The organism is Streptomyces parvus (genome assembly GCF_014648875.1).
Taxonomy (GTDB): domain Bacteria; phylum Actinomycetota; class Actinomycetes; order Streptomycetales; family Streptomycetaceae; genus Streptomyces; species Streptomyces parvus.
Genome location: NZ_BMRY01000002.1, coordinates 497839 through 512651, shown reverse-complemented (window position 1 = coordinate 512651; position 14813 = coordinate 497839). Strand labels below are relative to the sequence as shown.

Annotated in this window: 12 protein-coding genes; 6 read left to right on the top strand and 6 right to left on the bottom strand. The window is 72.4% G+C overall.

Going from position 1 to position 14813, the window contains the following annotated elements:
* Positions 1-24: 24 nt before the first annotated feature.
* Together IE140_RS08450 and IE140_RS08445 are read left to right on the top strand one after the other, a co-directional pair.
* Positions 25-222 carry a hypothetical protein gene (locus IE140_RS08450; protein ID WP_093445055.1) on the top strand — a complete coding sequence of 66 codons (198 nt, stop codon included), beginning with the start codon at positions 25-27 and terminating at the stop codon, positions 220-222.
* A 217-nt stretch (positions 223-439) separates the two neighbouring features.
* On the top strand, positions 440-1882 hold the full coding sequence (locus IE140_RS08445) for a hypothetical protein (RefSeq protein ID WP_150192966.1): 1443 nt from the start codon (positions 440-442) through the stop codon (positions 1880-1882).
* 112 nt (positions 1883-1994) lie between these two features.
* Here IE140_RS08445 and IE140_RS08440 read toward each other — a convergent pair whose 3' ends face one another.
* Positions 1995-2351, bottom strand: coding sequence for an iron-sulfur cluster assembly accessory protein (locus IE140_RS08440; protein ID WP_006123927.1), 357 nt, complete (start codon positions 2349-2351; stop codon positions 1995-1997).
* 252 nt (positions 2352-2603) lie between these two features.
* Here IE140_RS08440 and nadA point away from each other — a divergent pair, with 252 nt between their 5' ends.
* Together nadA and IE140_RS08430 are read left to right on the top strand one after the other, a co-directional pair.
* Positions 2604-3782 carry a quinolinate synthase NadA gene (gene nadA / locus IE140_RS08435; protein ID WP_093445057.1) on the top strand — a complete coding sequence of 393 codons (1179 nt, stop codon included), beginning with the start codon at positions 2604-2606 and terminating at the stop codon, positions 3780-3782.
* Between the two features lie 281 nt (positions 3783-4063).
* Positions 4064-6256: a coiled-coil domain-containing protein gene (locus IE140_RS08430; RefSeq protein WP_150192967.1), complete on the top strand. Its 2193-nt coding sequence runs from the start codon at positions 4064-4066 to the stop codon at positions 6254-6256.
* A 112-nt stretch (positions 6257-6368) separates the two neighbouring features.
* On the opposite strand, the gene IE140_RS08425 is transcribed toward IE140_RS08430, so the two are convergent.
* The 5 genes from IE140_RS08425 to IE140_RS08405 all read right to left on the bottom strand — a co-directional run bounded on the left by IE140_RS08425 (position 6369) and on the right by IE140_RS08405 (position 13011).
* Positions 6369-9524 (bottom strand): efflux RND transporter permease subunit, encoded by a 3156-nt coding sequence (locus IE140_RS08425; protein WP_093445059.1) that lies wholly within the window; start codon positions 9522-9524, stop codon positions 6369-6371.
* Positions 9525-9734: 210 nt separating this feature from the next.
* Entirely contained in the window at positions 9735-10463 is a 729-nt protein-coding gene (locus IE140_RS08420; RefSeq protein WP_150192968.1) for a response regulator, read from the bottom strand.
* On the bottom strand, positions 10460-11782 hold the full coding sequence (locus IE140_RS08415) for a sensor histidine kinase (RefSeq protein ID WP_150192969.1): 1323 nt from the start codon (positions 11780-11782) through the stop codon (positions 10460-10462). The genes IE140_RS08420 and IE140_RS08415 overlap by 4 nt, the downstream gene beginning before the upstream one ends.
* 154 nt (positions 11783-11936) lie before the next feature.
* Positions 11937-12215, bottom strand: a complete 279-nt coding sequence (gene pspAA / locus IE140_RS08410; RefSeq protein WP_006123934.1) for a PspA-associated protein PspAA — start codon at positions 12213-12215, stop codon at positions 11937-11939.
* A 10-nt stretch (positions 12216-12225) separates the two neighbouring features.
* On the bottom strand, positions 12226-13011 hold the full coding sequence (locus tag IE140_RS08405) for a PspA/IM30 family protein (protein WP_024263376.1): 786 nt from the start codon (positions 13009-13011) through the stop codon (positions 12226-12228).
* 341 nt (positions 13012-13352) lie between these two features.
* On the opposite strand from IE140_RS08405, the gene IE140_RS08400 reads away from it, so the two are divergent.
* Positions 13353-13952, top strand: a complete 600-nt coding sequence (locus IE140_RS08400) for a DUF3043 domain-containing protein (protein WP_093445061.1) — start codon at positions 13353-13355, stop codon at positions 13950-13952.
* A gap of 128 nt (positions 13953-14080) precedes the next feature.
* Positions 14081-14743 carry a methyltransferase domain-containing protein gene (locus IE140_RS08395; RefSeq protein ID WP_032761695.1) on the top strand — a complete coding sequence of 221 codons (663 nt, stop codon included), beginning with the start codon at positions 14081-14083 and terminating at the stop codon, positions 14741-14743.
* Positions 14744-14813: the final 70 nt, after the last annotated feature.

Sequence of the window (14813 nt, the reverse complement as noted above, 5' to 3'; positions counted from 1 at the left end):
TGCGACCGTGGTTACGGTGCGGATATGTCGAAGCACACCGCATTGCCCGAGTCGGAATTGAGCCTGGCCGCACTGCGCGGTGACTGCGCGCGGATGGCTCCGCACTGGAGGGCGCCGGTGAAGAGCGCCCCGGTCCCGGTGAAGCCGTCCCTGATCAGCGGGGTGACGGTACCGCCCTCGTCGGCGCGGCTGATCAACGCGATGTCCGAGTACGGGGACTGAGGACCGGCGAGGACCGGCAGGGGCCGGCGAGGGACGGGCCGGGCGGCATCGCCTTTCGGCCTTTCCGTGCCGGTTCCGGCGCGAATCGTGCGGTGCCCTCGTCCGGGTCTCCCCCGGCCGGTGGAACCGTACGCTCCTCGGCTCCGTCCCACCGGTGTCCCCGTCCGGGGGCACGCGGTAGGCGCCGCGACGGCAACGCAGGCGAAGGAGCGATCCGGTGAGCACCGAGCGACCCGACAACGACGTGACCGGCCCCCGGCGGCGGCGTCCGCCGCTCGCGGTGGCCTCGGTGGCCGCGGCCGTGCTGCTGGCCGGGGGCGGCGGGGCGTACTGGGCCTCGACCGCCTCGGGCGACGGCGGCAGGGCCGACAGCGCCGCGGCGGCGAAGAAGCCGGCCCCCATGCTGGCCCTGGACACCGCGGCGGACGGACCGGGCTCCCCGTCCTCGGCCTCGGACTCCCCGCCCGCCGGGATCGCCCCCGGTGAACCGGATCCGGGCGGCCCGCCCGTGATCTACCGGGCCGCGGGCGAACTCCCCGACGGCCCGGACGAGGCGGCCGTCCACCACGCGAAGGGCACGGTGGCGTCGGCCGACGTCGCCCGGCTGGCGAAGGCGCTGGGCATCCCGGGCACGCCCCGCACCGAGGGCACCTCGTGGGTGGTCGGCGACGACGACGGCCCCGGCGCGCTCCTGAAGGTGGCCAAGCAGGCCCCGGGCACCTGGACGTTCGCCCGCACCACCCCGTCCCAGCCCTGCGAGCCGGGGAAGATGTGCGCGAACAGCGCCACGGAGCCCGGCGGCGACCCGGTGAGCGAGAAGGCGGCGAAGGCGGCCGCGGCCCCGGTGCTCAAGGCGACCGGCCAGGACGACGCGGCACTGAACGCGGGCCAGCTCATGGGCGACGTCCGCGTGGTGAACGCCGACCCGAAGGTCGACGGGCTCCCGACGTACGGCTGGTCGACCGGGGTCCAGGTGGGCCCGGACGGCAAGGTGACCGGCGGCAGCGGGCATCTGAAGGCGCTGGAGAAGGGCGCCACCTACCCGGCGGTCGGCGCGGACGAGGCGCTGAAGCAGCTGAACGAGGCGAGCCGGGGCAAGGGCGACGGCGGCCGGGACATCGGCGGCTGCGCCACTCCCGTACCGCTGGAGGGCGAGCCGAAGCCTCCCGCCGATCCGCAGTGCGTGCCGTCGAACGGCAAGCGGGCGCCGGTGACGCAGACGGTCGAGGACGCGGTGTTCGGTCTCGCGCTGAACTACGTGGACGGCCGGCAGACGCTGGTGCCGTCCTGGCTCTTCACGGTCCGCCAGGCGCCGGGCGGCCCGGAGAACACGGTCACACAGGTGGCGGTGGACCCGAAGTTCATCGAGAAGCCGGACGCGCCGACGACGCCCTCCGGGGACCGGAAGGTGACCTCGTACGGAGCGGACGGGCGGACCCTTGAGGTGACCTTCTGGGGCGGGGTGTGCAGTACGTACACGGCGAGCGCGAAGGAGAGCGCGGGCCAGGTGCGGATCACGGTGACGGAGAAGCCGCAGGAGGGCAAGAAGGCCTGCATCATGATCGCCAAGGAGCTGACCCGGACGGTGACGCTGGAGAAGCCGCTGGGCGACCGCACGGTGATCGACGCGGCCTCGGGCGGCGCGGTGCCGCGCGGCTGACGGCGGGCCCGCGCCCAGCACGTACATACGGAGGCGGCCCCGGGAACGAATCCCGGGGCCGCCTCCGTATGCCGTGTGCTTCCCGCTCGCGGCGCCTGGCTGAACGAGTCGCCTAGCTGAACGAGTCGCCGCAGGCGCAGGAGCCGGTGGCGTTCGGGTTGTCGATCGTGAAGCCCTGCTTCTCGATGGTGTCGACGAAGTCGATGGAGGCGCCGCCCAGGTACGGGGCGCTCATGCGGTCGGTGACGACCTTGACGCCGTCGAAGTCCTTCACCACATCGCCGTCGAGCGAGCGCTCGTCGAAGAAGAGCTGGTAGCGCAGGCCCGAGCAACCGCCGGGCTGAACGGCGACGCGCAGCGCCAGGTCCTCGCGGCCTTCCTGCTCCAGCAGGGCCTTGACCTTGGCTGCGGCGGCGTCGGACAGGAGGATGCCGTCGCTCACGGTGGTGGTCTCGTCCGATACGGACATCTGCTTCTCTCCCGGGTTGTACGGACTGCTTGCCGACGGTTCAACCGTCTCAGCCCCGGAATCATTCCGGGCCAAGCGCGTGTCTGTTCCTTTTCATGCTCGCACACCCGCTCGCCCGGGGGATGCGTCACATCGACGCTATCGGCATCGTCAAAGTGACACGAAGCGGCTATGATAGATAGCGTCAAATAGACGAAAAGGCGCGTTCATCGAAGCCGCAGAGCAGAACGCAGAGAAGAAAGGGTGCGTGACGTGACCACGGCCCAGCCCCTGGACGTAACTCCCACACCCCTCGCGCTGCTGCTGCTCGGCCGCGAGGCGGACCCGAGGAGCGAGCGCGGCGTCGAATGCCCCGGCGACCTCCCCTCCCCGTCCGACCCGGACCTGGTGGAGCGCGCCCGCGCCGCGAAGGAGAAGCTCGGGGACAAGGTCTTCGTCCTCGGCCACCACTACCAGCGCGACGAGGTCATCCAGTTCGCGGACGTCACCGGTGACTCGTTCAAGCTGGCCCGCGACGCTGCCGCGCGCCCGGAGGCGGAGTACATCGTCTTCTGCGGTGTGCACTTCATGGCCGAGTCCGCGGACATCCTGACCACCGACGCCCAGGCGGTCGTGCTGCCCGACCTGGCGGCCGGCTGCTCGATGGCCGACATGGCCACCGCCGAGCAGGTCGCCGAGTGCTGGGACGTGCTGACGGAGGCCGGGGTCTCCGACCAGGTGGTGCCCGTCTCGTACATGAACTCCTCCGCCGACATCAAGGCCTTCACCGGCAAGCACGGCGGCACGATCTGCACCTCCTCGAACGCGAAACGCGCCCTGGAGTGGGCCTTCGAGCAGGGTGAGAAGATCCTCTTCCTCCCCGACCAGCACCTGGGCCGCAACACGGCCGTGCGGGACATGGGGATGAGCCTGGAGGACTGCGTCGTCTACAACCCGCACAAGCCGAACGGCGGCCTCACCGCCGAGCAGCTGCGGGACGCGAAGATGATCCTGTGGCGCGGCCACTGCTCGGTCCACGGCCGCTTCTCGGTCGAGTCGGTCGAGGACGTGCGCGCCCGGATCCCCGGCGTCAACGTGCTGGTGCACCCGGAGTGCAAGCACGAGGTCGTCGCCGCCGCGGACTACGTGGGCTCGACGGAGTACATCATCAAGGCCCTGGAGGCGGCCCCGCGCGGCTCGAAGTGGGCCATCGGCACGGAGCTGAATCTGGTACGCCGCCTGGCGAACCGTTTCGCCGCCGAGGACAAGGAGATCGTCTTCCTCGACAAGACGGTCTGCTTCTGCTCGACGATGAACCGCATCGACCTGCCGCACCTGGTCTGGACCCTGGAGTCGCTGGCCGACGGCAAGCTGGTCAACCGGATCGAGGTCGACCCGGAGACGGAGAAGTACGCCAAGCTCGCGCTGGAGCGGATGCTGGCGCTGCCGTAACGCGTATCCGTTCCGGGACGCCCTGTGCGGTCCGGAACGCCCGGGAGCCCCGGTATGCCGCTGGTCGGCGTGCCGGGGCTTTCGCGTGCGCCGGAAGCCGTGGCTTTCGCGTGCGCCGGGAGCCGTGGCTTTCGCGTGCGCCGGGAGCCGTGGCCGGGATGCGCCCCCCGGTCCGGCCGGTTCCGCCATACAGCGACGGGTGACATCACCGCGTAACTACGCTGCTACGCACCGCAGCGAATACTCGCGCGGGTGAGAACAGCGAGGACGGTGGGGCGGACATGAACCACGGGGACCGTGGGACCGGTGCGGGCGAGGAGACGGGTGCGGCGGAATCCGGGGAAGCGTCCACCGAGGCGTTGGCGCGCGCGGAGGCGGACGTACGAGACCGGCGGGGCGAGGCCGAGCGGGAGCCCGCCGCCGGGCTGCCCGCGCTCGCCGGGGCCCTGCACCGGCTCTCCGGCCTCCGCGCCGCCGCCGGGGACCGCACCGGCGCCCTGGCCCCGGCGAAGGAGGCCGCCCGGATCTACGCCGAGCTCGGCATGAAGCGCCCCGGGGAGTACCAGGCGGAACTGGCCCTGACCATGGGGGCCCTGGGCGACCGGGTCGCCGACACCGGCGACCCGGCGGCCGCCCTGCCGTTCGCGCAGCAGGCCGTACGGCTCCAGCGCGAGCTGGTCGAGGAGGAAGCGCCGGGCGCGTCCGTCCCGGCGCTCGCGGCGTACCTCCTGAACTGTTCCTCGCGGCTCGCGGACGCCGGTCAGGTCGTGGACGTCGTGCCCTGTGCGGAGGAGGCGGTCGAGCTCCTGCGCGAGCTCGCCGAGGCGGAGCCCGACGCCTTCCTTCCCCGGCTCGCCGCCGCTCTCCACGCCCTCGGCCACCATCGCGCGGCCGTGAGCGACCCCCTCGGGGCGATCGAGGCGGCCCAGGAGGCGCGCAGCCGCTTCCGCGTACTCGCCGCCCGGCGGCCCGAGTTCCGTCCGGAGCTGGCCGCGGCGCTCGACGGTCTCGCCGCTCATCTCGACCGATCCGGCGACCCGGCGGGCCGCCGGATCGCGGAGGAAGCCGTCGCCCTGTACCGGGAGTTGGCCGCGGAGCTCCCCGAAGCCCTCGGTGCCGGCCTCGCCGCCGCGCTGGGCACCCTCGCCGGGAGCCCGGCCGCCGACGGTGGCCCGGAAGAGGCCCTGCCCCCGGCGCGGGAGGCCGTCGAGCTGCTGCGCGACCGGGGGGACGGCCTGCTGCCCGAGCTGGCCCGCGCCCTCCAGGTGCTCGGCACGCTTCTGGAGCGGAGCGGCGACGACGAGGGGGCGGCGGAGGCGTTCCGGGAGGCCGTGGCCCTGCACCGGTCCCTGGCGCTGGAGACCCCCGGCGGCGCCCCGGACGCCCCCCTCGTCTCCGGTCTCGTCTCCGCCCTGGACGACCTGGGCCGGGCCCTCGCCCGTACCGGCGAACACGCGGCGGCGATCGAGGAGTTCGACGAGACCGTCAAGGAGTTCTCCGAGGCCGGTCCCTCGGCCGCCCGGCGCCTGGCCGTGGAGCGGAGCGCCTTCCTGCTGCGCTGCCCCGAGCCCTGGCCCGCGACCGGGGTGGGCGAGCTGGTGAACCGGCTCGACGAGGACGCGGAGCGGGTCGGCGGCGCGGACGCCGTGACCGTGCGGGCCCGGCAGGCGCTCCGCGCGTACGGGGACAGCGCGGCGGTGCGCACGGCGTGGGAGGACGAGACGTTCACGCCCGTGCCGGACTGGCTCGGTCTGTCCCGGGAGACCCTGGACACCGTCAGCGCCTGGATGTTCGCGCCGAACTGGCCCCGCTCCCGCGACTTCTGGTCGCGGAACGCCGAGGTTCTCGGCGGCGAGCAGGCGGCGGTGGCGTTGGACGAGCTGGCCGTTCTGCATCCGCGCGGTGCGCAGCGGCACGCCCTGCTCCGCGAGGCCGTCCTCCTCCACGGGGTGACCGCCGCCTACGATCCGCTGATCCTCCAGGAGCAGTTGGCCCAGTGGCTGGAGTGCGCGGACTGGAAGGAGTCGCGGGCCTACCTGGAGGAGCACCCGCGCCTCCTGACCGTCCAGCCGCCCGGGGACACCCCGCTGGCCCATGTCGCGATGCTCGACATCGGCCGTACCGGGGGACTGGACTCCGCCTACCGTCTCGTCGAGGACCGCGCGGCCCTCCAGGCTTACGTGGAACGGGCGTTGGAGGCCGGGGACGGCGTCGCGCTGATGCACGGCGGGGGTATCGAGGGGCAGGTCTTCGGCGACCGGCTCTCCTCGCTCACCCACGCCCAGGTGGCCCTGGTCCTCGCGGGGGCCACCGAGGGCTTCGAGCCGGACGACCTCGCCGCGCTCCTCCACACGGCCCCGGAGGAGACCCGGGCCCGGCTGGTGCGGGAGACGGTCACCCTGAGCGCCCGGCTGCCCGAGCAGCGCAAGGAGATGGGGCACCGGATCGTCCGGGCGCTGGGCGGGGACGCCTGAGAGTCGCCCGTTGACGGCCGTACACGCAGCCGTACGCGCGTGAGCGCAGCCGTACGCGGCAGGGGCCCGTCCCACGCGAGCGCGTGGGACGGGCCCCTGTCTCTCCTTCTGGTCAGGCCTGCGCGGGCTCGGCCTCGCGGGCCTCCTCCGGCTCCGGCTGGTCCGGGACACCGGCCTTGGCCGCGCGCTTGGCGGCCTTCTTCTTGGCGCGGCGCTCCTTGCGCAGCTCGACCATCGCGTACAGCGTCGGCACGAGCAGCAGGGTCAGCAGCGTGGAGCTGATCAGACCGCCGATCACCACGACGCCCAGCGGCTGCGAGATGAAGCCGCCCTCGCCGGTGACGCCGAGCGCCATCGGGAGCAGGGCGAAGATGGTCGCGAGCGCCGTCATGATGATCGGGCGGAAGCGGTGGCGGCCGCCCTCGATGACCGCCTCCATGATCCCGAGCCCCTGGGCCCGGTACTGGTTGATCAGGTCGATCAGCACGATCGCGTTGGTGACCACGATGCCGATGAGCATCAGCATGCCGATCATCGCGGGGACGCCGAGCGGGGTGCCCGTGATGAGCAGGAGGGCCAGCGCGCCGGTCGCCGCGAACGGCACGGAGACCAGCAGGATCAGCGGCTGGACGAGCGACCGGAAGGTGGCCACCAGCAGCATGAAGACGATCGCGATGGCCGCCAGCATGGCGAGGCCGAGCTGCATGAACGCTTCGTTCTGGTCCTCGGTGACGCCGCCGATGGTGGCGGTGGCGCCTTCCGGCAGGTCCAGGGCGTCGATCTTCGCGGCGAGATCGGTGCTGACCGCGCCGGTGTTGTCGCCGACGGGCTTGGCGGTGACCGTCGCGGAGCGCTGTCCGTCGATCCGGGTCATCGAGACCGGGCCGGGGACGACCTTCACGTCGGCGATGTCGCCGAGCTTGACCGGGCCGAGCGGCAGGGCCTTCAGCTCGGCCACGGTGGCGGCCGGCTTCGAGGACCGGATGACGATGTCGCGCTCGGTGTCGTCCAGCGTCGCGGAGCCGGCGGGCGTACCGCGGACGGCTCCGGCGACGATCCCGCCCAGGGCGGCGGAGTCGAATCCGGCGGCGGCCGCCTTGTCGTTGGCGGTGACCGAGATGCGCGGGACGCTCTGCGCCAGGTCGCTCTGGACGTCGGTGACGTCCTTGAGAGTGGCGACCTCGTCACGGACCGCCTCGGACGCCTTCTTCAGGACGTCGGCGTCGGCGGCCTTGACCACGACGCTCAGGTCCTGGGAGCCGAAGCCGTCGCCCGCGGCGATGGTGGTGTCGCCGATGCCGTCGAGCTTGCCGAGGGCCTCGTCGATACGGTCCTGGGCGTCCTCGTAGTCCGCGGCGTCCTTCAGGGTGACCTGGTAGGAGGCCTGGTTGGAGCCGGTGCCGCCGCCGAAGGCGGCCATGAAGCCGGAGGAGCCGACGGTGACCTGGTAGTCCTTGACACCCTTGTCGTCGGTCAGGACCTTCTCGACCTTGCGGGCGGCCTCGTCGGCGGCTTCCAGGCTGGTGCCGGGGGCGAGTTCCTGCTTGACGGTCAGGACCTCCTGCTCGCCGGCGTCGAAGAAGTTCGTCTTCAGCAGCGGGACCATGCCGAAGGTGCCCAGCAGCACGGCGACGGCGATGACGAGGCTGGTGATCCGGCGGCGGGTCGCGAAGCGCAGGACCGGGACGTAGATCCGCTGGAGCCTGCTGGCCGCCTCCTTCTCCTCGGCCAGGCGACGGGCCTCCGCCGCGTCCTCGGGGGTGCCCTTGGGCGCGCGCAGGAACCAGTACGACAGGACCGGGACCACGGTGAGCGAGACCAGCAGGGAGGCCAGCAGCGCCGCGGTGATGGTCAGCGAGAACGAGCCGAAGAGCTGGCCGACCATGCCGCCGACCAGGCCGATGGGCAGGAAGACCGCGACGGTGGTGAGGGTCGCGGAGGTGACGGCTCCGGCGACCTCCTTGACCGCGTTGATGATCGCCGCGTGGCGCTCCTCGCCGTAGCCGAGGTGACGCTTGATGTTCTCCAGGACCACGATCGAGTCGTCGACGACCCGGCCGATGGCGATGGTGAGCGCGCCGAGGGTGAGCATGTTGAGCGACAGGTCGCGGGTCCAGAGCACGATCAGCGCGAGAACGATCGAGAGCGGGATGGAGACCGCGGTGACCAGCGTCGAGCGGATCGAGGCGAGGAAGACCAGGATCACGACGACCGCGAAGACCAGGCCGAGCGCGCCCTCCGTGGTCAGACCCGAGATCGACTTGGAGACCGCGGGGCCCTGGTCGGAGACGACGGTGAGATCGGAGCCGGCGCCGAGGTCCTTGCGGAGGTCGGGGAGCTTGTCCTTGACGGCGTCCGAGATGGCGACGGCGCTGCCGTCCTTGTCCATCGTCGCCATCACGGCGAGGCTCGGCTTCCCGTTGGTGCGGGTGATGGAGACCGCCGTGGACGGCTCCTGCTCGACCTCGGCCACGTCACCGAGGCGCACCGCCTTGCCCGGCTGGTCCGCGCCGCCCGCCGGGTCCTTGGCGACGACCTGGAGGTCCTCGATCTGCTTCAGCGAGGTGTAGGCGCCGCCGACCTGGATGGTGCGGCTCTTGCCGGACTCGGAGAAGGAACCGGCCGGGACGGTGGCGCCGCCCGACTGGAGGGCCTGGGCGAGCGTGCCCGCGTTCAGACCGGCCGCGGCGAGCTTCCTGTCGTCGGGGACGACGGAGACCTGGAGGTCCTGGACGCCGTCCACGGTGACCTGGCCGACGCCCTCGATGTCCTGGAGGGCCGGGACGACCGTGCGGTCGAGCCGGTCGGCCAGCGTCTGCTGGTCCTCGTCGGAGGTGACGGCGAGGACCACGGTCGGGATATCGTCCGTGGAACCGGCGATGACCTGCGGGTCGACATCGGCGGGCAGCTGGGCGCGGGCCCGGTTCACCGCCTGCTGGATGTCCGCGACGAGCTGCTTGGTGCCCTCGTCGCCGAAGTCGAAGGTCGCCATGATGAGGGCGTTGCCCTCGCTGGCGGTGGAGGTGACGGACTCGACGCCGTCGACGGCCTTGAGGGAGTTCTCCAGCGGTTCGACGACCTGCTTCTCGACCACATCGGGAGACGCACCCTGGTAGGGCGCCAGCACCGAGACCATCGGCAGTTCGATGGTCGGCAGCAGCTGTTGCTTGAGCTGCGGGATGGCTATCGCGCCGAAGACCAGCGCGACGATCGAGATCAGCCCGATCAGGGCCCTTTGCGCGAGGCTGAATCTGGACAGCCAGGACATGGGTGGGTCTCTCTTCTGTGGCGTACGCGGCAGAGGGCGGGGAGAGGAGAACACCGGGGATCGCATCGGGAGCCCCGTCGGGGACCACCCCTCCAGCCCAGTCCTACGATCTCCGCTCCGCAGAGCCGAAACGTCGCCCGCCGGGCTGCTTTCTTATGCCGCGCATACCGCAGGTGGAGTACACCGCCGTACACCCGTGCCGCCCCCGGGTCAGTCCGCGCGGGGACGCACCAGGCCCGATTCGTAGGCGATGACCACCAATTGCGCCCGGTCCCGGGCGCCCAGTTTCGCCATCGCCCGGTTCACATGGGTCTTGACGGTGAGCGGGCTGACCTCCAGCCGCTCGGCGATCCGGTCGTTGGGGTGGCCGCCCGCGACCTGCACCAGCACCTCGCGTTCGCGGCCGGTGAGCGCCGCCAGCCGCTCCGCGTACTCCGCACTGTCCGGCCCCTCCTCCGAACTGCCGCCCTGGGCCAGGAACGTGGCGATGAGCCCCTTGGTCGCCGCCGGGGAGAGCAGCGCCTCGCCGGCCGCGGCGATCCGGATGGCGTTGAGGAGCTCGTCGGGCTCCGCGCCCTTGCCGAGGAATCCGGAGGCCCCGGCGCGCAGTGACTGGACGACGTACTCGTCGACCTCGAAGGTGGTGAGCATGACCACCCGCACCGCGGCCAGCTCCGGGTCGGCGCTGATCATGCGGGTGGCGGCGAGCCCGTCGGTGCCCGGCATCCGGATGTCCATGAGCACCACGTCGGCGCCCGTGGCGCGGGCCAGCTCGACGGCCTGGGCCCCGTCGGCGGCCTCGCCGACCACCTCCATGTCCGGCTCGGAGTCCACCAGCACCCGGAACGCGCTGCGCAGCAGCGCCTGGTCGTCGGCGAGCAGCACCCTGATCGGCGCTTCCCGCGCGTCGGGCGTCGATGCCGGAGTCGGCTGGGTCATCGGCGGAGCCCCGTCCCGCCCGCTGTGCCCGGCCGGTCCGGTTCACCCGTGCGGGCCTCGACCGGAAGGATCGCATGCACCCGGAAGCCGCCGCCGTACCGAGGCCCCGCGGTGAGGGCTCCGCCGAGGGCGGTGACGCGTTCCCGCATGCCGACCAGGCCGTGGCCGCCGCCGGCCTGCCCGTCGCCGTCGCCCGGGCCGCCGCCGTCCGGTCCGGTCCCGCCTGCCGGTCCGGTCCCGGGGCGCCGGCCGGCGCTCCCCCGGCCGTTGTCGAGCACGGTGACCTCGGCGGTGGCCCCCACCCGTACGACGCTCACCTCGGCCCTGGCCCCGGCGCCCGCGTGCTTGCGGACGTTGGTGAGGGCCTCCTGGATGACCCGGTAGGCGGCGAGGTCGACGGCGGCGGGCAGCCGGTCGCGGTCGGCGCAGGCCACCTCGACGGGGAGCCCGGCGTTGCGGAAGGTGGTGACCAGTTCGCCGAGGACGGCGAGCCCGGGGGCCGGTTCGGTGGGCGCCTCGGGGTCGCCCTGCTGGCGCAGGAGGCCGACGGTGACCCGGAGTTCGTTGAGGGCGGAGCGGCTGGCGTCGCGGACGTGGGCGAGCGCCTCCTTGGCCTGGTCCGGGCGCTTGTCCATGACGTGGGCGGCGACCCCGGCCTGGACGTTGACCAGGGCGATGTGGTGGGCGACGACGTCGTGGAGGTCCCGGGCGATCCGCAGCCGCTCCTCGGCGACCCGGCGGCGGGCCTCCTCCTCCCGGGTGCGCTCGGCCCGCTCGGCCCGCTCCCGGATGGCGTCGACGAACGCGCGCCGGCTGCGTACGGCGTCACCGGCGGCGGAGGCGAGACCGGTCCAGGCGAAGACGCCGAAGTTCTCCTGGCTGTACCAGGGGGTCGAGCCGAAGACCATCGCGGCCGCGGTGAGCCCTCCCATGGTCAGCAGCCCGACCCGCCAGGTCGTCGGGCGGTCGGTGCGCGAGGCGACGGTGTAGAGGGCGATGACGGTGCTCATGACCACCGGGGCGGGCGGGTCCATCAGGACGTACTCGACGGCCGCGAGCGCCGCGGTGACGGCGAGGACCTGCATCGGTCGGCGGCGCCGCAGGACGAGGGCCGCGGCGGTGAGGGTCATCAGGAGCACGCTGAACAGCTCGGGGGTACGGGCCCCGAAGGCGGGCGGCCCGTGGCCGTCGCCCGGATCGGTGAACGAGCTGCAGATCATCGCGACGAGGGTGCAGAACGCCAGGGTCGCGTCGAAGGCGAGCGGATGGTCCCGCAGCCAGCGGCGGGCGCGCGCGAAGCCGGACGAGAGGGTGGTCACGTCCAGCAACGGTACGCGGCCGGTCGTCGGCGGCGTGCCTTCCCCGACAAGCACGGGCAGTGGCCGGCCCGGTCCGGAAGCGGGCTGAAGCACTGCTGCCCCGCAGCCGGCGGACCGGACGCGGGGCAGGGGGTGCTGGTGGGCGTCCCGTGGATCAGTTGGGGATGAGCCCGTCGTCGCTGAGCATGGCGCGCACGTCTTCGAGGGTGGCGTCGGGCGCCGGCAGGATCAGCTCGGACGGCTCCAGGGAGTCGTCCGGCAGCGGAGTGCCGAGCTCGCGCACCTTGTCCAGGAGTGCGTGGAGGGTCGTGCGAAAGCCGGGGCCGTCGCCGCTCTCCATCTCCTTGAGCAGGACGTCGTCGAGTTCGTTCAGCTCGACGAAGTGACTGTCGGCCAGCTTGACCTGGCCCTCCCCCATGATCCGTACGATCATGACGCTGCCCTTACTGCTTGTCGAACTTGTGCGGGGACGACTGCTGCGACTGCTGGGAACCGTCCTGGGCGCCGCCCTCGATGGCCTGCTGCGAGGACGAGGAGCCGCCCGCCAGCTCGGCCTTCATGCGCTGGAGCTCCAGCTCCACGTCGCTGCCGCCGGAGATCCGGTCCAGCTCGGCGGCGATGTCGTCCTTCGCCGTGCCGGTCGGGTCGTCCAGGGCGCCGGAGGCGAGCAGCTCGTCGATGGCACCGGCCCGCGCCTGGAGCTGCTGCGTCTTGTCCTCGGCCCGCTGGATCGCGAGGCCGACGTCGCCCATCTCCTCGGAGATGCCGGAGAAGGCCTCGCCGATCCGGGTCTGGGCCTGGGCCGCGGTGTAGGTGGCCTTGATGGTCTCCTTCTTCGTGCGGAAGGCGTCGACCTTGGCCTGGAGGCGCTGCGCCGCGAGGGTGAGCTTCTCCTCCTCGCCCTGGAGCGTGGTGTGCTGCGTCTCCAGGTCGGTGACCTGCTGCTGGAGGGCGGCGCGCCGTGACAGCGCCTCGCGCGCCAGGTCCTCGCGGCCCAGCGCCAGCGCCTTGCGGCCCTGGTCCTCCAGCTTGGACGACTGGCCCTGCAGCTGGTTCAGCTGCAGCTCCAGGCGCTTGCGGGACGTCGCCACGTCGGCGACGCCGCGACGCACCTTCTGAAGCAGCTCCAGCTGCTTCTGGTACGAGTAATCGAGGGTCTCGCGCGGATCCTCGGCCCGGTCAAGGGCCTTGTTTGCCTTCGCGCGGAAGATCATCCCCATACGCTTCATGACACCGCTCATGGGCTTCGCGCGCCCCCTTCTGACGGACTGAGCTCCAGCACTCCCGATAGAACCCACAGTACGGGCCCTGCCTCTATTACCGCACTGTTCGGGCACCGATGTGCTCCTCCCCAAGGACGAGTGCGGCGGGCGAACGCTCCCGCCCAGGGTGTAGGTGAGGCCCCGGGACCGTCCCCGCCAGACTTCGGAACCGGCCCGTGACGGACTTCGGAACAGCCGGTAAACGCCCGTATGGGCCGGTCAGGGCCCTTGTGGGCACCCCGTCCGTTGCCGGATCGTGCCCGCCCGGGTCGCGGGGTCCGCGCACCGACCCCGTACCCTTGGGTTTTGTGTTCCGTAGCCGTGCCAAGACAGAGAAGGCCCCCACCGACAAGGTGACGGCGGACCTCTCCCAGCAGCCCCGCGACCCGCAGGCTCCCAAGGGTCGCCCCACCCCCAAGCGCAGCGAGGCCCAGACGCAGCGGCGTCGTGCCGCGTCCGCGGCGCCCGCCGACCGCAAGGCGGCCATGAAGCGCCAGCGCGAAGCGCGCCGCGCCGACCTGGCCCGGCAGCGCGAGGCGCTCGCGTCGGGTGACGAGCGGTATCTCCCGGTCCGCGACAAGGGCCCGGTCCGGCGCTTCGTCCGCGACTACGTGGACTCGCGCTTCTGCATCGCCGAGTGGTTCCTGCCGCTCGCCGTGATCATCCTGATCCTCAGCGTGATCCAGGTGCAGAACATCCAGAGCATCTCGCTGCTGCTGTGGCTCGGCGTGATCATCCTGATCGTGATCGACTCGATCGGCCTGTCGATCCGCCTGAAGAAGCAGCTCCGCGAGCGCTTCCCGGACACGCCGAAGCGCGGAGCCGTGGCGTACGGCCTGATGCGCACGCTCCAGATGCGCCGACTGCGTCTGCCGAAGCCGCAGGTCAAGCGCGGAGAGCGGCCCTGAGCACGGAGGCCTCCGGCTTCACCGGGGTCTCCTCGGCATGGCTGGCGGGTCTCGACGGCGTACGCAACAAGGTCCGTCAGGAGCTGGTCGCCCGGCAGCTGGACGAGCAGATAGCCGGGCGGTTCCCGGTGGGCCGGCGGCTGCGTGTCCTGGACGTCGGCATGGGCCAGGGCACCCAGGCACTGCGTCTGGCGCGGGCCGGTCACTCGGTGACCGGTCTGGAGTCGGACGCGGAGATGCTGGCGTCGGCCCGGGCGTCCCTGGCGAGCGAGCCGGAGGGGATCCGGGAGCGGGTCCGGCTGATCGAGGGCGACGGCCGCGAGACCGGCGTGCACTTCCTGCCGGGCAGCTTCGACGTGGTGCTGTGCCACGGCGTCCTGATGTACGTCGAGGAGCCGGACCCGATGCTGGCCGGGCTCGCCCGGATGCTGGCGCCGGGCGGTCTGCTCTCCCTGCTCGTACGGAACGCGGACGCGCTCGCGATGCGCCCTGGGCTCGCCGGTGACTTCGGCGCGGCCCTGACGGCCTTCGACACCGCCGCGTACACCAACCGCCTCGGCCTCACCGTGCGGGCCGACCGGCTCGACGCCCTGCGGGCCACGCTCGCCGGGATCGCCGCGCCGCTGCACGCCTGGTACGGGGTGCGGGTCTTCACGGACAACGTCGGCAACGACGTGGAGCTGCCGGCCGAGGAGCTGGAGCGGGTCCTCACCCTGGAGGACCGGGCCGGGCGGACCGACCCGTACCGGGGTGTGGCGGCGCTGCTGCATCTGTGCGGGGTGCGCGGCTAGCCGGAGGCCGGCAGGCCCGTTCGGCCCATCAGCACGGGCACCCGAACGGGCCCGCCACGAGACTTTCGGA

Excerpts from the sequence above, each read along its gene's own strand:
- IE140_RS08450 (WP_093445055.1), top strand. The coding sequence starts at position 25 with ATGTCGAAGCACACCGCATTGCCCGAGTCGGAATTGAGCCTGGCCGCA.
- IE140_RS08440 (WP_006123927.1), bottom strand. The coding sequence starts at position 2,351 with ATGTCCGTATCGGACGAGACCACCACCGTGAGCGACGGCATCCTCCTG.
- IE140_RS08430 (WP_150192967.1), top strand. The coding sequence starts at position 4,064 with ATGAACCACGGGGACCGTGGGACCGGTGCGGGCGAGGAGACGGGTGCG.
- IE140_RS08425 (WP_093445059.1), bottom strand. The coding sequence starts at position 9,524 with ATGTCCTGGCTGTCCAGATTCAGCCTCGCGCAAAGGGCCCTGATCGGG.
- IE140_RS08420 (WP_150192968.1), bottom strand. The coding sequence starts at position 10,463 with ATGACCCAGCCGACTCCGGCATCGACGCCCGACGCGCGGGAAGCGCCG.
- pspAA (WP_006123934.1), bottom strand. The coding sequence starts at position 12,215 with ATGATCGTACGGATCATGGGGGAGGGCCAGGTCAAGCTGGCCGACAGT.
- IE140_RS08405 (WP_024263376.1), bottom strand. The coding sequence starts at position 13,011 with ATGAAGCGTATGGGGATGATCTTCCGCGCGAAGGCAAACAAGGCCCTT.